General features: G+C 67.9%; 16 protein-coding genes and 1 tRNA gene. 6 read left to right on the forward strand and 11 right to left on the reverse strand.

Features of this window, described 5'->3' with window-relative positions:
• Nucleotides 1–1,644: an arginine--tRNA ligase gene (gene argS, locus OC550_RS09130; RefSeq protein ID WP_262105344.1), complete on the reverse strand. Its 1,644-nt coding sequence runs from the start codon at nucleotides 1,642–1,644 to the stop codon at nucleotides 1–3.
• Between the two features lie 170 nt (nucleotides 1,645–1,814).
• Here argS and OC550_RS09135 point away from each other — a divergent pair.
• Nucleotides 1,815–1,887, forward strand: a tRNA-Arg gene (locus OC550_RS09135).
• Between the two features lie 104 nt (nucleotides 1,888–1,991).
• On the opposite strand, the gene OC550_RS09140 is transcribed toward OC550_RS09135, so the two are convergent.
• On the reverse strand, nucleotides 1,992–2,963 hold the full coding sequence (locus OC550_RS09140; RefSeq protein WP_262105346.1) for a GlxA family transcriptional regulator: 972 nt from the start codon (nucleotides 2,961–2,963) through the stop codon (nucleotides 1,992–1,994).
• A gap of 81 nt (nucleotides 2,964–3,044) precedes the next feature.
• Between OC550_RS09140 and OC550_RS09145 the strand changes: the two genes are divergently transcribed.
• Nucleotides 3,045–3,206 (forward strand): hypothetical protein, encoded by a 162-nt coding sequence (locus OC550_RS09145; RefSeq protein WP_262105347.1) that lies wholly within the window; start codon nucleotides 3,045–3,047, stop codon nucleotides 3,204–3,206.
• Nucleotides 3,207–3,290: 84 nt separating this feature from the next.
• On the opposite strand, the gene OC550_RS09150 is transcribed toward OC550_RS09145, so the two are convergent.
• Nucleotides 3,291–3,848: a DinB family protein gene (locus OC550_RS09150; RefSeq protein WP_262105349.1), complete on the reverse strand. Its 558-nt coding sequence runs from the start codon at nucleotides 3,846–3,848 to the stop codon at nucleotides 3,291–3,293.
• A 227-nt stretch (nucleotides 3,849–4,075) separates the two neighbouring features.
• Between OC550_RS09150 and OC550_RS09155 the strand changes: the two genes are divergently transcribed.
• The gene (locus OC550_RS09155) at nucleotides 4,076–5,047 is read left to right on the forward strand and encodes a YafY family protein (protein ID WP_262105350.1); all 972 of its coding nucleotides are present in this window, start codon (nucleotides 4,076–4,078) and stop codon (nucleotides 5,045–5,047) included.
• Between the two features lie 41 nt (nucleotides 5,048–5,088).
• On the opposite strand, the gene OC550_RS09160 is transcribed toward OC550_RS09155, so the two are convergent.
• The 3 genes from OC550_RS09160 to OC550_RS09170 are packed head-to-tail and all read right to left on the reverse strand — an operon-like array spanning nucleotide 5,089 to nucleotide 7,810.
• The gene (locus tag OC550_RS09160; RefSeq protein WP_262105352.1) at nucleotides 5,089–5,880 is read right to left on the reverse strand and encodes an ABC transporter ATP-binding protein; all 792 of its coding nucleotides are present in this window, start codon (nucleotides 5,878–5,880) and stop codon (nucleotides 5,089–5,091) included.
• A 2-nt stretch (nucleotides 5,881–5,882) separates the two neighbouring features.
• The gene (locus OC550_RS09165; RefSeq protein WP_262105354.1) at nucleotides 5,883–6,788 is read right to left on the reverse strand and encodes an ABC transporter permease; all 906 of its coding nucleotides are present in this window, start codon (nucleotides 6,786–6,788) and stop codon (nucleotides 5,883–5,885) included.
• 20 nt (nucleotides 6,789–6,808) lie between these two features.
• Nucleotides 6,809–7,810 carry an ABC transporter substrate-binding protein gene (locus OC550_RS09170; RefSeq protein WP_262105356.1) on the reverse strand — a complete coding sequence of 334 codons (1,002 nt, stop codon included), beginning with the start codon at nucleotides 7,808–7,810 and terminating at the stop codon, nucleotides 6,809–6,811.
• 311 nt (nucleotides 7,811–8,121) lie between these two features.
• On the opposite strand from OC550_RS09170, the gene OC550_RS09175 reads away from it, so the two are divergent.
• Both OC550_RS09175 and hrpA read left to right on the forward strand, forming a co-directional pair.
• Nucleotides 8,122–9,351 carry a multidrug effflux MFS transporter gene (locus OC550_RS09175; RefSeq protein ID WP_262105358.1) on the forward strand — a complete coding sequence of 410 codons (1,230 nt, stop codon included), beginning with the start codon at nucleotides 8,122–8,124 and terminating at the stop codon, nucleotides 9,349–9,351.
• A gap of 31 nt (nucleotides 9,352–9,382) precedes the next feature.
• Nucleotides 9,383–13,384 carry an ATP-dependent RNA helicase HrpA gene (gene hrpA, locus OC550_RS09180; protein ID WP_262105360.1) on the forward strand — a complete coding sequence of 1,334 codons (4,002 nt, stop codon included), beginning with the start codon at nucleotides 9,383–9,385 and terminating at the stop codon, nucleotides 13,382–13,384.
• A gap of 109 nt (nucleotides 13,385–13,493) precedes the next feature.
• Here the strand turns inward: hrpA and OC550_RS09185 are convergent, their stop codons facing one another.
• The 4 genes from OC550_RS09185 to OC550_RS09200 form a co-directional block, all read right to left on the reverse strand.
• Complete coding sequence (locus tag OC550_RS09185; protein ID WP_262105362.1) at nucleotides 13,494–13,922, reverse strand: HIT family protein; 429 nt, start codon at nucleotides 13,920–13,922, stop codon at nucleotides 13,494–13,496.
• The gene (locus OC550_RS09190; protein WP_262105364.1) at nucleotides 13,919–15,049 is read right to left on the reverse strand and encodes an NAD(P)-dependent alcohol dehydrogenase; all 1,131 of its coding nucleotides are present in this window, start codon (nucleotides 15,047–15,049) and stop codon (nucleotides 13,919–13,921) included. The genes OC550_RS09185 and OC550_RS09190 overlap by 4 nt, the downstream gene beginning before the upstream one ends.
• Before the next feature lie 25 nt (nucleotides 15,050–15,074).
• Nucleotides 15,075–15,977 carry a sulfurtransferase gene (locus OC550_RS09195; RefSeq protein WP_262105366.1) on the reverse strand — a complete coding sequence of 301 codons (903 nt, stop codon included), beginning with the start codon at nucleotides 15,975–15,977 and terminating at the stop codon, nucleotides 15,075–15,077.
• Between the two features lie 78 nt (nucleotides 15,978–16,055).
• Nucleotides 16,056–16,712, reverse strand: coding sequence for an MBL fold metallo-hydrolase (locus OC550_RS09200; RefSeq protein WP_262105368.1), 657 nt, complete (start codon nucleotides 16,710–16,712; stop codon nucleotides 16,056–16,058).
• Nucleotides 16,713–16,813: 101 nt separating this feature from the next.
• Here OC550_RS09200 and OC550_RS09205 point away from each other — a divergent pair, with 101 nt between their 5' ends.
• Entirely contained in the window at nucleotides 16,814–17,251 is a 438-nt protein-coding gene (locus OC550_RS09205; protein ID WP_262105369.1) for a Fur family transcriptional regulator, read from the forward strand.
• On the opposite strand, the gene OC550_RS09210 is transcribed toward OC550_RS09205, so the two are convergent.
• Nucleotides 17,238–18,128: a metal ABC transporter permease gene (locus tag OC550_RS09210; protein WP_262105371.1), complete on the reverse strand. Its 891-nt coding sequence runs from the start codon at nucleotides 18,126–18,128 to the stop codon at nucleotides 17,238–17,240. The genes OC550_RS09205 and OC550_RS09210 overlap by 14 nt on opposite strands.
• Nucleotide 18,129 lies beyond the last annotated feature (1 nt).

An 18,129-nucleotide genomic window follows, 5' to 3' on the forward strand; every position in this document is an offset into this window, starting at 1 on the left:
CTACATCCTTTCCGGGGCGGTCACGCCGAGGAGCCCGAGCCCGTTGGCCAGCACCTGCGTGGTTGCGTCGTTGAGCCAGAGCCGCGTCCGGTTCAGGTCCGTCACTTCCGCGTCCCCCAGCGGCGTGACGCGGCAGGAGTCGTACCAGCGGTGGTAGGCGCCGGCGATGACCTCGAGGTGGCGGGCCACCCGGTGCGGCTCGCGGAATTTGGCGGCCGTCGCGACGACCGAGGGGTACGCGCCCAGATGGGCCAGCAGCTCATTCTCCGTCGCGTGGTCCAGCAGCGACGCGTCGAAGGCGCTGCGGTCCACGCCGGCGTCCACGGCGTTGCGGGCCACGGCGCAGGTGCGGGCGTGGGCGTACTGCACGTAGAAGACCGGGTTCTCGTTGCTGCGGCGGGTCAGCAGGTCCAGGTCGACGTCGATGTTCGAGTCCGCGTGCGAGCGGGTCAGGGCGTAGCGCGCGGCATCTACGCCCACGGCGTCCACCAGGTCCTCCATCGTGACCACGGTGCCGGCCCGCTTGGACATCCGCACCGGCACGCCGTCCTTGACCAGGTTGACCATCTGGCCGATCAGTACCTCCACCCGTTCGGCGCTGTCCCCCATGGCTGCCGCCGCGGCCTTGAGCCGGGCCACGTAGCCGTGGTGGTCCGCGCCGAGCATGTAGATGCACAGGTCGAAGCCGCGGTCCCGCTTGTTCTTGAAGTAAGCGATGTCCCCGGCGATGTAGGCGGCGTCGCCGTCGGACTTGATGACCACGCGGTCCTTGTCGTCCCCGAAATCCGTCGACTTCAGCCACCAGGCGCCCGCTTCGAAGTACAGGCTGCCGGAGGTCTTGAGCTGTTCCAGCAGCGCCGAGACGGCCCCGGAGTCGAAAAGGTCGTTCTCGTGGAAGTAGACGTCGAAGTCCACGCCGAACTCATGGAGGGACTTCTTGATGGCCGCGAACATCAGCTCGACGCCGCGGCTGCGGAATTCCTCCTGCGGGTCGGCTGCGGAAAGCGCCTCCGGATTCTGTTCCAGGACGGCCCGGGCGATGTCGGAAATGTACTCCCCGCCGTAGCCGTCCTCGGGCGCCGGCTCCCCCTTGGCGCTGGCCAGCAGCGACCGGGCGAAGCGGTCGATCTGCGTGCCGTGGTCGTTGAAGTAGTACTCGCGCGTGACCTGAGCACCCTGCGCCTGCAGGATCCGCGCCAGCGAATCGCCCAGCGCCGCCCAGCGGGTACCGCCCAGATGAATGGGTCCGGTGGGGTTGGCCGAGACGAACTCCAGGTTGATCCGCTTGCCGGCGTACTCCTCGGCGGTGCCGTAGGCGGGGCCTGCTTCCACGATGGTGCGGGCCAGCGAGCCGGCGGCGGCCGCGTCCACGGTGATGTTCAGGAAGCCCGGACCGGCGATATCCACCTTCGTGACGCCGTCGATCTTGGCCAGGCGTGCGCTCAGGATCTCCGCGAACTGGCGCGGGTTCATCCCCGCTTTCTTGCCCAGCTGCATGGCCACGTTCGTGGCCCAGTCTCCGTGCTCGCGGTTCTTCGGCCGCTCCACCCGGACCTCCGCCGGAATTTCGACGGCGAAATCGCCCGCGGCGACGGCGTCACGCAGGCAGGCGGCAATGGCAGCGGAAAGTTCTTCAGGAGTCACCCATTAAGCATAAAGGTCCGGCGCCAGCCCGCCGTCCGCGCGGAATTCATTGTGAGCATGGGCACACGGGCCGCCGCGGACGGCCGCAGCCGGGGCGGTTTGCGCCTTGGGCCCCTCTTACTGATAAGCTCTATGAGTCCCAAACGCACCGGCACGTATCGCGGTGCAGCGCCCTCGTAGCTCAGGGGATAGAGCGTCTGCCTCCGGAGCAGAAGGCCGTAGGTTCGAATCCTATCGAGGGCACCGGCAAGGCCCGCTGCTGTGGCAAACAGCAGCGGGCCTTTTTGTGCGCCCGGCCGTCGCTCCTGCCGGCTTCGTTCGCCGGCGGCTGCCTGCCTGCTGCCTTTCTAACCGACCGGGACCGCAGCTGCGCCGCGGAACGTCCTTCGGTAGCTCGCCGGGGAAATACCGAGCGCCTTCACGAAGTGGTGCCGCAGCAGGACGGCCTGGCCGAAGCCCGTGGCCCGTGCAACCTCATCGATGTTCAGGTCCGAGCTTTCCAGCAGTTCCTGCGCCAGCAGCACCCGCTGTGCGTTGACCCATGCAGCCGGCGTCGTCCCTGTCTCGGCCCGGAACCGCCGGGCGAAGGTCCGGTCGGACATGTGCACGCGCCTGGCCAGCTCGGCGACCGACACCTCCTTGTCGAGATTCTCCCCGAGCCAGACGACGAGGTCCCGGAGCGTGTTGCAGCCTTCCAGCGACATCGGCCGGGCAATGTACTGCGCCTGGCCGCCCTCGCGGTGCGGCGGCACCACCATGTCCCGGGCGATGCCCGCGGCGACGCCGGCGCCGAGCTCGGTCCGGATCAGGTGCAGGCAGGCGTCGATGCCGGCGGCCGTGCCGGCGCTGGTGATGATCCGCCCGTCTTCGACGTAGAGGACGTTCTCGTCGACGCTAATCAGCGGGTACTCGTCCGCCAGCTGCCGGGAATAGCGCCAGTGAGTGGTCGCCCGCCGACCGTCCAGCAGCCCTGCTTCGGCCAGCACGAACGCGCCGGAGCACAGCGACATGACCCAGGCGCCGCGGGAGTGGGCCCGCCGCAGCGCCTGCTTGACCTCCTCGGGCAGCGGGTCCTCATTCTGGTACGGGGCCACCACGACGAGGTCGGCCGCTTCCGCGGCCTCCAGTCCGTGCGGCACGTCGATGGAAAACCCGGCCTTCGTGTCGAGCGGGCCGGGATGGACGGAACAGACCTTGAAATCAAAGGCAGGAACGCCGGTGCCGCGGGCCGAGCGGTCGATGCCGAAGACCTCGCAGGCCACGCCGAACTCGAACGGCGAAGCCCCAGGGAGCACGATGGCGGCTACGTTTTTCAGCATGGTTCCAGTATGGCAGTTTTTTGATGATTGGCGTCGTTTCTGCCACTCTTTTTTGCCGGGCAGCGGGAGGACCATAAAGGCATGGAACTCTTCCTGGTCTTGGTTTTCATTACAATCCTCGTGGCTACCTTCGCCATCGTCCGCGGCGACGGACTCGGCCACACTCCGGAGGAACGGTCCCTGCGGGACTGGTCCAACGGCTCCCTTCCCAGCCGGCCCTTCACCGATCAGCCGCATCACTAACCGGGGGCCGCGGCCCCGCGGCCACCACCGGCGCCCATGCCGGACGGATCCAAGCCGTCCGGCTTAGGCAACCGCCCGCCGTCGTTATTGCCGGTGGGCGAACAAGTCCCTCAGCAACGCGACTTCCGCGAGATGGTGGATCATCTCCCGGTTGATATGCAGGACCAGGGCGGCCATTGAACGGTCGCCCCACGGTCCCTCCGCCGGCCCGCACGGCCTGGCCAGCCCCTCTTCCCCTAGTCCCCGGACACCGTCGATCCAGTGCCGGTACTCGCCGTCGAGCAGCGCGAGCGCCTTGTCGGCCGTGCCCGGGTAGTCGTAGCTTTCGTAGTCAACGGCCGGTCCGCCAAAGTGCGAGGCATTCCTGGCACCCAGGATGCCCACCAGAACGTGGCCGAGCCGCCACGCCACCGTCGTCACCGGCGCCGGCACCGGTTCCGGCAGCGCGAAGTCGATCGTAAAATCCCCGGAGCCCACGGCCATCGGAGCATGGCTCGTGCCACGGTGGCGCACGTTCCAGCAACCCTCCGCCGGTTCCCAGAAGTACTCCTCGTCCGTCAGGCCGTCCAACCGGGGCCTGGCCTGGTTTTCCCAGTGCCAATTGAGCTGGTCCACGAGTTCATCCGCCACGTTCAACGCCATCTTTGCCGTCCTTTCCTGGACTTGCCGGCGCGCTTGCCGGCGCCGGTTCCATCATCGCCGCCGGTCGCGCGCCCTGTCAGCCCTTGCCGCCCCGTTCCTGGCTGCGGCAGGCTATCCCGCTGTCTGATCCCTCAGCGTGTTCCGGGGCGGCGGGATTCCGCCGCTGCACCCACGATAGGGATCATTGCGGACAGCTTCAGGCCGCATTGGGCATTACATTTGGCTGCATGCTTGAGACCTCGGCCCGCCTGCTGCAACTGCTGTCGCTGCTGCAGGTACGCCGCGAATGGACGGGCCCGGCGCTGGCGGAGCGGATGGGCGTCACCGAGCGTACGGTCCGGCGGGACGTCGGCAAGCTGCGCAGCCTCGGCTACCCCATCAACGCCTCTCCGGGCGTCGCCGGAGGCTACCAGTTGGGAGCCGGCGCACAGCTGCCGCCGCTGCTGCTCGACGATGACGAAGCCGTCGCCGTCGCCCTGGGCCTGAGTGCCGTGGCAGCGAGTCCGGTGGCCGGCGTTGCCGAGGCCTCCGTCCGGGCGCTCACCAAGCTGGAACAGGTGCTGCCGGGAAGGCTGCGGCCGAAGTTCGGCATGCTCAGGAACGCCGTGACAACGCTGCCCGGTCCCCGCGCCGCCGTGGATCCCGAGATCCTGACCAGCCTTTCCGCGGCGATCACCGATCGTCGGGTGGTGGGATTCCGCTACGCCAAAGCGGACGGCGAAAGCTCGCGCAGGCTGGCCGAGCCCTACGGACTCGTGGATGCCGGGCACCGCTGGTACCTGGTGGCGTGGGATCTTGGCCGGGAGGACTGGCGGACCTTCCGCGCCGACCGCTTCGGGAGCGTGCCGGTGCCTCGCGGCCGCTTCACGCCCCGCCCGCTGCCGGGCCCGGACCTGGCCGGCTACGTCCACGAGTCCATCGTCCGCTCGCCCTACCGGTACGACGTGGTGGTCCGCATCGACGCGCCGGTGCAGCAGGTGGCGGAGAAGGTGCCGCCGCAGGTGGCGGAACTGGAGGACGACGGCGGGCGCACCGTCCTGCGGGCGGGTTTCGATTCGCTGGAGTACCCGTTGATCCAGCTGGCCGGTTTGGGCTTCGCCTTCGAGATCATCGAACCGGCGGAATTCCGGGACCGCGCCCGTGAATTGGGTTCGAGACTGCGTGAGGCCGGGCGCACGGAGCGCCCGGCCTCACCGTAGGACAGCGGCTGCCGCCGCTACTGCTACTGCTACTGCTACTGCTACTGCAGCATGGTGCGGTCGTCCAGCGCCGCACCCTTGATCTTCTCGAACTCGTGCAGCAGGTCCGGGACCGTGGTCTTCTCCTTCTGCTGCCGGTCCAGGTCCAGGATAATGCGGCCCTCGTGCATCATGATCAGGCGGGTGCCCAGCCGCAGCGCCTGCTCCATGTTGTGCGTGACCATCAGCGTGGTCAGCCCGTGCCGCTCGACCACCTCGGCGGTCAGGCGGCTGACCAGCTCGGCGCGCTGCGGGTCCAGCGCGGCCGTGTGCTCGTCCAGCAGCAGGATCTTGGGGCTGGAGAACGTGGCCATCAGCAGGGACAGGGCCTGGCGCTGGCCGCCGGATAGCAGGCCGACCTTGGCCTTGAGCCTGTTCTCCAGTCCCAACTCGAGGGATTTCAGCTCCTCCTTGAAGAACTCGCGTTTCTTGCGGGTCACGCCTGGTCGCAGGCCGCGGCTCTTGCCTCGCTCATAGGCGATGGCGAGGTTCTGCTCGATCGTCATGTCCGGCGACGTTCCGGCCATCGGGTCCTGGAACACCCGGCCGATGAACCGGGCGCGGCTGTGGTCCGCCAGCCTGGTGACGTCGGTGCCGTCGATCGTGACCGTCCCGGTGTCCGGGCGCAGCCTGCCCGACGTGATATTCAGGATGGTCGACTTGCCGGCGCCGTTACTGCCGATGACGGTCACGAACTCGCCGGCCGGCAGGGACAGGTTGATGTCCCGCAGGGCGGCCCGTTCATTGACGGTTCCTGCGAAGAACGTCTTGTGCACATTGGTGATTTCCAGCATGGTCAGCCCCTGGCTCCTGCCCCGGAAAGTGCTTTCTTCATGTTATTGAGCCCGCCTATGCGTTTGAAGACCTTCCACTGCGGCAGCACGAGTGCGATCACGACCAGGACGGCCGAGATGAGCTTCATGTCGTTCGGGTTCAGGCCGGCCTGCAGGGCCAGCTGGATCACGACGCGGTACAGCACCGAACCGAGGACAACCGCCAGCGTGGCGACAATGATGACCCGCGAGCCGAAGATGGCCTGGCCGATGATGACGGACGCCAGCCCGGCGAGGATCAGGCCGATCCCCATGCCAATGTCGGCGAAGCCCTGGTACTGCGCGATCAGGGCGCCGCACAGGGCCACCAGGCCGTTCGACAGCGCCAGGCCCAGGATCTTCATCCGGTCCGTGCTGACGCCGAAGCTGCGGATCATTTCCTCGTTGTCGCCGGTGGCCTGCATGGCAAGGCCCAGGTCCGTGTGCAGGAACCAGTCGATGATGAACTTCACCGCCAGGGCCAACAGGCCGAAGACGAAGATGGCCCCGATGGTGCCGAGCATGCCGGCGTCGCGCAGCGGAGTGATCAGCGTGTCCTCGCGCAGCAGCGGAAGGTTCGCCTTGCCCATGATGCGCAGGTTGATCGAGTACAGCGCGATCATGGTGAGGATGCCCGCCAGCAGCCCGTTGATCTTCCCCTTGGTATGCAGGATGCCGGTGATCCAGCCAGCCACCAGGCCGGCGCCGAACGCCGCCACCGTCGAGAGGAGCGGAGGGGCTCCGTTGATGATCATGATCGAGGCGACGGCCGCACCGGTGGTGAAGCTGCCGTCCACGGTCAGATCGGGAAAGTTTAGAATCCGGAAGGTCAGGTAGACCCCCAGCGCCATGATCGCGTAGATCAGGCCAAGTTCAACCGCAACAATCATGCGACGTTAACCTTCAGTCCCTATTCGATGACGCGGTCGGCGGAATCAAGCATGGCCTTGGGGATTTCGACACCCATCCGCTTCGCCGCGCCCTTGTTCACCACGACCTCCAGCTCGGAGGCGGTCTCGATCGGCATGGACGCCGGATCCCCGCCCTTGAGGACCTTCACAGCCATCAGGCCGGTCTGGTAGCCAAGGTCCTCGTAGTTGATGCCCTCGGTGGCCAGGGCGCCGCCCTCGACGCTGGCCGCGTCGGAGGCAATGACCGGGATCTTCTTCGACTCGGCCACGCCGATCAGCGACGCCAGCGAGGACACCACGTTGTTGTCGGTGGGAACGTAGAAGGCGTCGACGTCCAGCGACTGCGCGGCCTGCTGCACCTCGCTGGAATTGCTCACGGTCGCCTCGCGGAGTTCAAGGCCGAGCTTCTTGGCGGCTTCCTTGGCCAGGTCGACCTGGACCTGCGAATTCACTTCGCCCGAGCTGTACACGATGCCGACCGACTTGGCGTCGGGCACCATCTCCTTCAGGAGCCCCAGCTGCTCCTCGACCGGGTTGAGGTCGCTGGTGCCGGTGACGTTGCCGCCGGGAGCCTCGAGCGAGTCGACGAGGCCGGCAGCGACGGGGTCCGTGACGGCCGTGATCATGATCGGGCTGCTGGTGATTGCCTGGGCCGCGGCCTGGGCCGTCGGGGTGGCGATGGCCAGGACCAGGTCCTTCTGGTCAGTGTTGAACTTGCCGGCGATGGACGTGGCAGTGGCCTGGTCTCCCTGGGCGTTCTGCTCGTCGTAAGTGACGTTCCCGCCCTCGGTGTAGCCGTTCTCGGACAGCGCCTTCTTGAATCCGTCCCGGGCCGCGTCGAGCGAAGGGTGGGAAACGATCTGGGTGATGCCGATCTCGACGGACTCTCCCCCGGCGCCGGCGGCGCTGCCGGCATCGTTGCCGCCATTACCGCAGGCAGTGGCCAGCAGCGCCGTCGCGACGAGAGTGGCCCCCAGAGCTGAGTAGCGCGTGCGTTTCATATGGTGGTCTTTCCTTTCAGATCCCAACACCGGCCGGCAATCGGCCGGGCCGCCCTGCCGCGGCCGCGGCAGGAGAACATCCTGGTGCAGAAGTCCCTCCAGATAGTACCTGTGAACGGCATCACAATGTCTAATCCTGCCCGTGGAGTCGGGACACCTGTTTAGCCATTGCAGCTCCAGCTGGACATTCCGGCGCCAGAAGCGACCGTGGAATCCGTTGTGTCCAATTCCATGCTGGCCGCGGCCCGACGGTAGGCTGAATTGGCTCCGGGCAGGTCCGGCGCAGCTCTGATTGTCCCAAGGATGCCACCATGACTTCTGATAGCACGGCCATCTCCGTCCGCTCCCAGCTCAACCTTTCCCGCGGCAAGGATCCGGTGGTGCTCGTGGCGGCGCTCGGCATCCTCAGTGCCGTCAGCCCGTTGGCCACCGACATGTACCTGGCCTCCATGCCCGCGATGGCCGATTACTTCGGCACCTCCGCGTCGGCAGTGCAGTTGACGCTGACCGCCTACATGGTTGGAATGGCAGTCGGCCAGTTCCTGCTCGGCCCCATTTCCGACGTGCTGGGCCGGCATCGGCTCATGGTCGCGGGCAACGTGCTATTCCTGCTCAGCTCCGTGGCCGTGATCCTGGTTCCAACCATCGAGGCGGTCATGGCGCTTCGTATCCTGCAAGGCCTCTCCGGGGCGGCGGGCGTCGTTATCGCCCGCGCCGTTGTCACGGACATCGCCTCCGGACGCAGGGCCGCCAAGCTCTTCTCCGTGCTGGCGATGATCACCTCCCTCGCGCCGGTCGTTGCGCCGCTCCTCGGCGGAGTCATTGCCTCGGTCGCGCCCTGGCAGGCGGTGTTCTGGGTCCTTGCCGGCTTCGGGCTCGTCATGCTGGCCTGCACCGTGTTCGTTGTGCCGGAGACACTCCCCCGCGCAAAGCGCCACCGCGGAGGTCTCGCCGCAGTCGCCGCCAACTCGTGGAAGGTGCTGCGCACGCCGTCGTTCATGGCTTATGCGCTGGCCTTCGGCTTTGCCTTCAGTACCCTTTTCTCCTACATCTCCGCCTCCGCGTTTGTGGTGCAGAACGTGCTTGGCTTTTCGGCGCTCGGCTACTCCTTAGTCTTCGCCGCCAACGCAGCCGGCTCGATCGTGGCGGCCATCGTCAATACCCGGCTGGTCGACCGCATCGATCCCGGCCGCATCCTGCGCACCGCCATCGTGGCCATGTTCCTGGTCAATGCCGCGGGACTCGCCCTGGTCCTCGCCGGCATCACGGGATGGCCCACGCTGCTGCACCTCTTTGCGAGCCAGGCCTGCCTCGGCTTCATCTTCGGCAATGCCACGGCCCTCGCCCAGGGCCGCGTCCCCGAACGGGCCGGAGCAGGTTCCGCGGTCCTGGGCCTGCTCCAGTTCGTCCTGGGCGGCATTGCCAGCCCGTTAACCGGCTTGGCCGGCCAGCACACGGCCGTGCCGATGGCCCTCTCCATGGCCGTATGCTCCGCACTGGCCCTGGCCGCTGCGCTGACCGCCCGCCGGCTCAATCGGTGACAGTGCCCATCCACTAGACTGGTGGGCGATCATGGCACTGAATATCACCTACCCCGCCGCCCTGCCCGTTTCCGGACGGCGGGACGAAATCATGGCCGCCATAGCAGCCCACCAGGTCGTCATCATCGCGGGCGAAACCGGGTCGGGCAAGACCACGCAGATTCCGAAAATGTGCCTGGAGCTCGGCCTGGGCGACCGCGGCCTGATCGGGCACACGCAGCCGCGCCGGCTGGCCGCCCGCACGGTCGCCGAGCGGATCGCCGAGGAGCTGGATACGAAGCTCGGCGAGGAGGTCGGCTTCCAGGTCCGCTTCACCGGGGAAACCGGCCCGAAGACCAAGATCAAGCTGATGACGGACGGCATCCTGCTGGCGGAGATCCAGCATGACAAGCTGCTGAGGAAATACAGCACGATCATCATCGATGAGGCGCACGAGCGAAGCCTGAACATCGACTTCATCCTCGGCTACCTGCGGCGCGTCCTGCCCCAGCGGCCGGACCTGAAGGTCATCATCACGTCGGCCACCATCGATCCGGAGCGGTTCGCCAAGCACTTCGGCACGGACTCCGGCCCGGCCCCCATCATCGAGGTCTCCGGCCGCACCTACCCCGTCGAGATCCGGTACCGGCCGCTGAACCAGCCCGCCGAAGACATGGACCCGGATGACGACTCCGCCGAGCTTGAGGAGGACCGGGACCCGCTGGACGCCGTCTGCGACGCCGTGGACGAGCTGGCCCAAGAGGCTCCCGGGGACATCCTCATCTTCTTCTCCGGCGAACGCGAGATCCGTGACGCGGCGGACGCCCTCGCCGGCCGGATCCAGGCCAATCCGAGGCTCGCCGGAACCGAGGTCCTTCCCCTCTATGCCCGGCTCTCGCTGGCCGAGCAGCACCGGGTCTTCTCCCCCGGCGGCAGGCGCAGGATCGTGCTCGCTACGAACGTTGCCGAAACATCCCTCACGGTTCCGGGCATCAAGTACGTCGTGGACACCGGCACCGCCAGGATCTCGCGCTACTCGCACCGCACCAAGGTCCAGCGGCTCCCGATCGAACGCGTCTCGCAGGCCTCCGCCAACCAGCGGTCCGGGCGCTGCGGCCGCGTCAGCGACGGCATTGCCATCCGTCTCTACTCCGAGGAGGACTTCGCCGGCCGGCGCGAGTTCACCGACCCGGAAATCCTCCGGACGAACCTCGCCGCCGTGATCCTCCAGATGACGGCGATGGGCGTGGCGCGCAGTCCCAAGGACATCGAGGACTTCCCGTTCGTCGAGCCTCCGGAGACCAAGGCCATTAACGACGGCGTTTCCCTCCTGCGCGAGCTCGGCGCCCTGGCCGAACCGGCGGCCCGGAAGCCGGGCGGAACGAAACCTGCCGCGGCAGGCAAAGGCGGGCTGACCGCCGTCGGACATCAACTCGCGCAGCTTCCCGTGGACCCGCGGATCGGCAGGATGATCGTGGAGGCCGGCCGGCGCGGCTGCGTGCGCGAGGTCATGGTGCTGGCCGCGGCCCTGACCATCCAGGACCCGCGGGAACGCCCGACTGACAAACAGCAGCAGGCGACCGAAATGCACAAGCGGTTCGTCGACGAGAAGTCGGACTTCACGGGCATCCTGAACCTTTGGCGGTACCTGCAGGAGAAGCAGAAGGAGCTGTCCTCCAGCCAGTTCCGCAAGCTGTGCCGCAACGAGTTCATCAACTACCTGCGCGTGCGCGAGTGGCAGGACCTGTTCATCCAGCTCCGCCAGCTGGCCAAGCCGCTCGGCATCACCCTCGCCTCCAATCCCGAAGTCGATCCGGTCGGCAACCACGACGCGATCCACCAGAGCCTGCTGGCCGGCCTGCTCAGCCACATCGGGCTCTATGACGAGCGCAGGCGCGAATATGCCGGCGCGCGCGGCACGAGGTTCGCAATCTTCCCGGGCTCGGCCCTGTTCAGGAAGTCCCCCGAGTGGGTCATGGCCGCCGAGCTGGTGGAGACGTCCCGGCTGTGGGCACGTGTGGCCGCGCGGTTCGACCCGCTCTGGGCGGAGGAGATCGCCCCGCAGCTGGTCAAGCGCAGCTACTCCGAGCCGCACTGGTCCAAGCGCCAGGGCTCCGTGGTGGCGTACGAGAAGGTCACGCTGTACGGGGTGCCGGTCGTGCCGCAGCGCCGGATCCAGTACGGCCGGATCGATCCGGAGCTGAGCCGCGAGCTCTTCATCCGCCACGCGCTGGTGGAGGGCGACTGGCGAACCCACCACAAGTTCTTCCACCGCAACCGCGCCCTGCTCGCCGAGGTCGAGGAGCTCGAGACGCGCATGCGCCGGCGCGACCTGCGGGTGGACGACGAGGCGCTCTTCGAGTTCTACGACCAGCGGATCGGCCAGGGTGTCGTCTCCGAACGGCACTTCGATAAGTGGTGGAAGGCGGCCCGGCACGAAAACCCGGGCCTGCTGGACTTCGATCCGGAGGCGCTGCTCACCCAGGATGCCGACGAACTCGACACCGCCGCTTTTCCCAAGCACTGGCACTACGGTTCCTTCGAACTGCCGCTGAGCTACGAGTTCTCGCCGGTCGCGCCCGGCGGCGCGCCGAACCCGTCCGATGGCGTGACGGTGGAAGTGCCGGTCCTGTTCCTGAACCAGCTGGCCGAGGCGCCCTTCCGCTGGCAGATTCCGGGCCTCCGCGCGGAGCTGCTGACTGCCCTGATCAAGTCCCTGCCGAAGCAGGTCCGGAAGAACTTCGTGCCGGCCCCCGATGTCGCCCGGGCGGCAGCGGCGGCGCTGGCCGAGGACTTCGATCCGCAGCGGGACGAGCTGGAGCCCTCCCTGGAGCTGGTGCTGCGCCGGCTCAAGGGGCACGTTATTCCGCCGGGGTCCTGGAACCGGGAGGCCGTCCCGCCGCACCTGCGCATTACCTTCCGGGTGGTGGACTCCAAGGGGAAGGTCCTGGACGAGGGCAAGGACCTCGCCCAGCTGCAAGAGGAGCTCGCTCCGGCCACCCGCCGCGCCATCGCCGACTCCCTCGGCGCGACGCCCGGCACCGTGAAGCCCGCATCGAAATCCGGAAGCCGTCCATACGGCGTCCGCGCCACGGAACAGGCAGCCGGTGCGGGGACCAAAACGCGGCTGTCCGGGGCAACCGGAGACCGTGCCGAGGCCATGACGCTGGCCAACGGCGACGTGCTGGCCGAGCGTTCCGGGCTCAGGGGCTTCGCGCCGTCGGTGCTGCCGCAGCAGGTCTCGCGCCTGGTCGCCGGGCACACCGTCACCGGTTACCCCGCGTTCGTCGACGAGGGCGAGGCCGTCGGCCTGCGGATCTACCAGACGCGGGCCGAACAGGAATCGGCAATGCGCTCGGGCATCATCCGGCTGCTGGCGCTGAAGGTCCCGTCCCCGCAGCGTTACGTGCTGGACCATCTGAACAACACCGAGAAGCTCACCTTCAGCCAGAACCCGCACGGCTCGGTGACCAGTCTGATCGACGACTGCACCCTCGCCGCCATCGACAAGCTCGTGCCGGCGCAGCTGCCGTGGACACGCGAGGAATTCGACAGCCTCTACGAACTGGTCCGCGCCGAACTGATCGACACGGTGTTCACCGTGACCGCCGTCGTCGAAAAGGTCCTGGCCGCAACCCGGCGGATCCAGAAGGCGCTCAAGGCGGGCACCAGCCCGGCCCTGATCAGTGCGTTCAATGACATCAAGAGCCAGCTGGAGCAGCTGGTCTACCCCGGCTTCGTGGCCCGGACCGGGTATGCCCAGCTCAGCCAGCTGCCGCGGTACTTGGCTGCTATCGAGCGCCGGCTCGAGAAGCTCCCGACCATCGTCGCCCGGGACGCGGCACAGATGGCTACGGTCCAGAAGCTGGAAGACGACTACGACGACGCCGTGGCCGCCTTGCGTCCCGGGGCGCGGACGCCCGAAGGGCTCCGGAAGGTGCGCTGGATGATCGAGGAGCTGCGCGTCAGCTTCTTCGCCCAGGAACTGGGCACGGCCTACACGGTGTCCGAGAAGCGGATCCGGACGGCACTGAACGAGGCGCTCAGCCGCTGAGGGGCTGAGCGCCGGCCAGCCCGCCGCTGCAATGCCCTGTCGACGAGTGCGCTATCGACGCGACCGGCCGCTGAGCGGGCCCCGTCAGAGGAGCGCAGCCGTCAGCCGGCTACTCCGCCGGGACGAATTCGCCGTAGCCGGCGGACCGGAGCCCGTCGCGCAGCTTTTGCGCGTTCGCTTCCAGCCGGTCGGGGTCCGGGTTGTGCTCCGCCTTCTTGAAGTCGAATTCCGCCTCCGAGCTGGCCGGCCAGACGTGCAGGTGCAGGTGGTCGACTTCGAAGCCGGCGATGATCATGCCGGCGCGCGGTACTCCGAAGGTGTCGACCTGCACCTTGCCGATGGTCCGGGCAACGTCGGTCACTTTCCGCCACAGCTCCGCCGGCGCGTCGGTCCAGCGGTCCACCTCCTGCCTGGGCACCACGAGGGTATGGCCGTCGGCCAGCGGTCCGATACTGAGGAAGGCGACGACGTCGTCGTCCTTCCAGACAAATTTCCCGGGGATGTCGCCGTTGATGATCTTGGTGAACAGGGTGCTCATGCATTCTCCTTCAGTGATGCGATGTCCAGGACGAAGCGGTACTTGACGTCTCCGGCGACCATGCGGTCGAAGGCCTGATTCAGCTGCCGGGCCGTCACCAGCTCGACGTCGGCGGTAATGTCGTGTTCCGCGCAGAAGTCGAGCAGTTCCTGGGTCTCGGAAATCCCGCCGATCAGCGAACTCGCGTACGCGATGCGCCGGCGCATCAGCACCCCGACCGGGATCGGCGGCATGTCCTCGCCGGGAAGACCGAGCTGGATCAGGGCGCCGTCGCGCCGGAGGGCGCGCAGGTAGGGCACCAGGTCGTGGCTGGCCGCAACGGTATCGATGACCAGGTCGACCGACTCGGCGGCCTCTGCCATGGCCGCCGCATCGCCGGACGCGACGACGGCGTCGGCGCCGAGCAGCATCGCCGCCTCCGTCTTTTCCGGCGACGTCGTGAAAACGGTGACGCCGGCGCCCATGGCCTTCGCGAGCTTGACTGCCATGTGGCCCAGCCCGCCCAATCCGACGACGCCGACGCGGTCACCGGGCTGGACACCGAAGTAGCGCATCGGCGAATAGGTCGTGATACCCGCGCAGAGCAGCGGCGCGGCCCCGGCCGGATCAAGGCTGGCCGGCATCCGCAGGCAGAAATTCTCGTCGACGACGATCGAGGTGGCGTAGCCGCCCTGGGTCGTCTCCCCGGCGTGCCTCCGGTCCGCGGCGCCGTAGGTGCCGACCGAGCCCTCCTCGCAGTACTGCTCCAGCCCCTCTTCGCAGCTGGCGCAGCTGCGGCAGGAATCCACCATGCAGCCGACCCCGACGAGGTCTCCCGGGCCGAAGAGCGTCACATCCGCGCCGATGGCAGTGACCCGGCCGACGATCTCGTGGCCGGGCACCAGCGGATAGCGCTGCGGCCGCCACTCGCCCCGCGTGGAATGGACGTCCGAGTGGCAGAGGCCGCAGTAGGCGATGCTGATTTGGACGTCATGCGGTCCTGGATCGCGGCGTCCGATCTCCAACGGCACGAGCCCGGAGTCCGCCGAGGTGGCTCCATAGGCCGCAACGGTTGGGCCGCGGCGGCCGGCAGCCGGGCCGGAGAGGGGTTTGCCCAAGGGGGGCGGTGCAGGGCGGCCGAGAGTCATAGTGCGACGCTACCGGCTGGCATGCTCAGCCTGCCAGTTTCGAATCGGCGTGTGACCGCGTTTCGCCCGGGGCACGCTCTCCGGCAGGCGCACCGTAGGGCTCCCCGCCTGTGGCCGCCGGCCGGCCCAGCTGTGACCACTGGGACCAGGAACCCGGGAACAGCGCGGCGGCGATCCCGGCTTCGGCCAGGGCCGCGATCTCGTGGGCGGCACTCACGCCCGAGCCGCAGTAGACGGCGACCGGCTTGCCTGCCTGCACGCCGACGCTGCGGAACCTGGCCGCCAGCCGGTCCGCGGGCAGGAAGCGGCCATCGGCGTCCAGATTGGCCGCGGTCGGCGCGCTGAGGGCGCCGGGGATATGGCCGGCCTTGGGATCGACCGGTTCGTTCTCGCCGCGGTACCGTTCACCGGCGCGGGCATCCAGCAGTACACCGTCCGCCGCGAACCCCGCCACGTCGTCGAGGAGCAGCACCGGCATGTTCCCGGGTTCCAATTGCACGCTGCCCAGGCAGGGCAATTCCTCGCCCCGCTCCAGCTCGAGGCCCTCCTGGCGCCAGGCCGCGAGGCCGCCGTCGAGCAGGAAGACCCGGTCTAATCCCCCGTCGCGCAGCAGCCACCACAGCCGTGCCGCGGACTGTCCCCCGGCGTCGTCATAGACCACCACCGTGTCGTCCCGGTTGATGCCCCATTCGCGGGCCGACTCCTCGAATGCTGCCGCTTCGGGCAGCGGATGGCGGCCAAGGCCATGGCTGCCGGGCGCCGCCAGGCCGGTCTCCAGGTCCACGAAGACGGCCCCGGGAATGTGTCCTTCAAGGTAATGCTTGTGCCCGTCCCGGTCTCCCAGGGCCCAGCGCACATCGAGTACCACCGTGCGCGCCCCGGAGGTCATCCGGTCCCGCAGCGTCGGTACGTCCATCAGAGTCTTCATGGGATCTCCTTCTGAACTCGGCCGCCGGCTCCCTTGCCGGCGTTCGTACTGCAGCCCGGGTCGGGCGGCAGGGTCTGCTCACACCGTAACGCTTTGGCCCGGCTCCAGGTGCTGGTAACGGGTGCCGTACTGTTCACCGAACCGGACCAGGTGCTTTTCGACGATCCCCTGCCCGGTGCTGTTGAGCAGGCCGTCGTGGATGGGGTAGGCGCGGGACGGCCGCACGGAGGTGAGGAAGTCGATGACCTCTGCGGTCTTGGACCAGGGGCCATGGACCGGCACCAGCAGGGTCGGCACCACCTGGCGGTGCGGCACGATCAGGGCGTCCCCCGGATGGTAGACGTTGTCATCGATGAGGTAGCCGATGTTGTCCACGACCGGGATATGGGAGTGGATGAGAGCATGCTGGCCGCCGTAGGTGCGGATCTCGAAGCCGGATACGGAGAAGCGGGTCTGCGGCGCCGCGGCGTGGATGCGTCCGGCGGCCTCGGGGACGAGCTCCCGGAGTTCTTCGGCCACGCCCTCCGGGGCATAGACCTGCATGCCGTCGCTGGCCGAGAGAATGCCGGGGAGCCGCTCGCGGTCCACGTGGTCCTCGTGCTCGTGGGTGATCAGCACCGTCGCCGCGCCCTTGAGCGCCACCTCGAGTTCGGAGAAGCCGCCAGGGTCGATGACCAGGGCGTGGCCGTCCTTTTCGAGCCTGATGCAAGCGTGGGTGTACTTGGTGAGCAGCATGCTCCAAGCCTACCCAGCTCGAGTGCGGCGGCAACCGGCTGATAGGCTGGATGGCAAGGTTCAGGCCTTCGAACGTGCCCGCCAAGGAGACTTACCCGCCCATGCCATCCCCTTCCGCCGAACCCACGTCGCGCCGCCGCGGTTCTGAGCAGCGGGTGACCAGGCAGCGGCTGGCTGTCGGCCAGGCGCTGGACAATCTGGACGATTTTGTCAGCACGCAGGAACTGCACCGACTGCTGCAGGAGCGCGGCGAATCCGTCTCGCTCGCGACGACCTACCGCATCCTGCAGTCCATGGCCGACGACGGCCTCGTGGACGTGCTGCGCAAGGATGACAATGAGGCGGTCTACCGCCGCTGCGCCGCGGAGCACCATCATCACCACCTGCTCTGCCGCGAGTGCGGCAAGGCCGTGGAGATCGAGGCGCCGGCGGTGGAGCGGTGGGCCGCACGGGTCGCCGAGGAACACGGCTACACCCAGGTGGCGCATACCGTGGAGATGTACGGCCTGTGCCCGGAATGCAGCGCTAGGACGCGGTAGCGGCCTTCCGCGCGGCCGGTCCGCCGGTCCGCCCGTAGCCGGTTCGCCGGCTGCCGATGATCCGGCACGCCACGTAAATCAGGAAGGAAATCGTGGTTACGTAGGGGCTGATCGGAATCCTGCCGCCCAGCGCCAGCAGGATCCCGCCCAGCACGGAGCCGGTGGCGAACAGCACGCTGAGCAGGGCCACCAGCCGCGGCGACGCCGTCACCCGCATGGCCGCGGCGGCCGGGGTGATCACCAATGCGAGCACCAGCAGCGCACCGACGATCTGGATGGAAAGCGCCACGGCGAGCCCGAGCAGGACCATGAACACCACCGACAGCTTGCCGGCGGGAACTCCGCGGGCCACCGCTAGCTCCGGGTCCGCGCTGGCGAAGGTCAGCGGTCTCCAGATGGCCAGCAGCGCCGCAATGACGACGGCGGAGCAAATGAGCATCAGGTTCACCTGGACCGTGTCCACGGAGACGATCTGGCCGGTGAGCAGCCCGAACTTGTTCGCCGAGCGGCCCTCGTACAGGGACAGGAACAGGATGCCCAGCCCCAGCCCGAACGGCATGATCACCCCGATGCTGGAATTGCGGTCCCGCGCGCGCTTGCCCATGAACCCGAGGATGACGGCGGCGATCACCGAGCCGGCCAGCGAACCGAAGATGACGTTGGCCCCCACCAGCAGGGCGAACGCGGCACCGGCGAAGGACAATTCGGCGATGCCGTGGACCGCGAAGGCGAGGTCGCGCAGCATCACGAAGATGCCGATCAGTCCCCCGACCAGGCCGAGCGCGGCCCCGGCGATGAGCGAGTTCGTCACCAGCGGCAGCAGCTGCCCGTAGTCCTCGAAGTTGAAGAGCGCCGGGAAGATGTCGTTCGGGTCCATG

The organism is Arthrobacter sp. Marseille-P9274 (genome assembly GCF_946892675.1).
GTDB lineage: Bacteria > Actinomycetota > Actinomycetes > Actinomycetales > Micrococcaceae > Crystallibacter.

Bases quoted from the DNA above. Each gene is read 5' to 3' on its own strand.
- OC550_RS09210 (WP_262105371.1), bottom strand. From the start codon at position 18,128: ATGGACCCGAACGACATCTTCCCGGCGCTCTTCAACTTCGAGGACTAC.
- OC550_RS09175 (WP_262105358.1), top strand. From the start codon at position 8,122: ATGACTTCTGATAGCACGGCCATCTCCGTCCGCTCCCAGCTCAACCTT.
- hrpA (WP_262105360.1), top strand. From the start codon at position 9,383: ATGGCACTGAATATCACCTACCCCGCCGCCCTGCCCGTTTCCGGACGG.
- OC550_RS09190 (WP_262105364.1), bottom strand. From the start codon at position 15,049: ATGACTCTCGGCCGCCCTGCACCGCCCCCCTTGGGCAAACCCCTCTCC.
- OC550_RS09145 (WP_262105347.1), top strand. From the start codon at position 3,045: ATGGAACTCTTCCTGGTCTTGGTTTTCATTACAATCCTCGTGGCTACC.
- OC550_RS09205 (WP_262105369.1), top strand. From the start codon at position 16,814: ATGCCATCCCCTTCCGCCGAACCCACGTCGCGCCGCCGCGGTTCTGAG.
- OC550_RS09140 (WP_262105346.1), bottom strand. From the start codon at position 2,963: ATGCTGAAAAACGTAGCCGCCATCGTGCTCCCTGGGGCTTCGCCGTTC.
- OC550_RS09160 (WP_262105352.1), bottom strand. From the start codon at position 5,880: ATGCTGGAAATCACCAATGTGCACAAGACGTTCTTCGCAGGAACCGTC.
- OC550_RS09155 (WP_262105350.1), top strand. From the start codon at position 4,076: ATGCTTGAGACCTCGGCCCGCCTGCTGCAACTGCTGTCGCTGCTGCAG.
- OC550_RS09150 (WP_262105349.1), bottom strand. From the start codon at position 3,848: ATGGCGTTGAACGTGGCGGATGAACTCGTGGACCAGCTCAATTGGCAC.
- OC550_RS09185 (WP_262105362.1), bottom strand. From the start codon at position 13,922: ATGAGCACCCTGTTCACCAAGATCATCAACGGCGACATCCCCGGGAAA.
- OC550_RS09195 (WP_262105366.1), bottom strand. From the start codon at position 15,977: ATGAAGACTCTGATGGACGTACCGACGCTGCGGGACCGGATGACCTCC.
- OC550_RS09165 (WP_262105354.1), bottom strand. From the start codon at position 6,788: ATGATTGTTGCGGTTGAACTTGGCCTGATCTACGCGATCATGGCGCTG.
- OC550_RS09200 (WP_262105368.1), bottom strand. From the start codon at position 16,712: ATGCTGCTCACCAAGTACACCCACGCTTGCATCAGGCTCGAAAAGGAC.
- OC550_RS09170 (WP_262105356.1), bottom strand. From the start codon at position 7,810: ATGAAACGCACGCGCTACTCAGCTCTGGGGGCCACTCTCGTCGCGACG.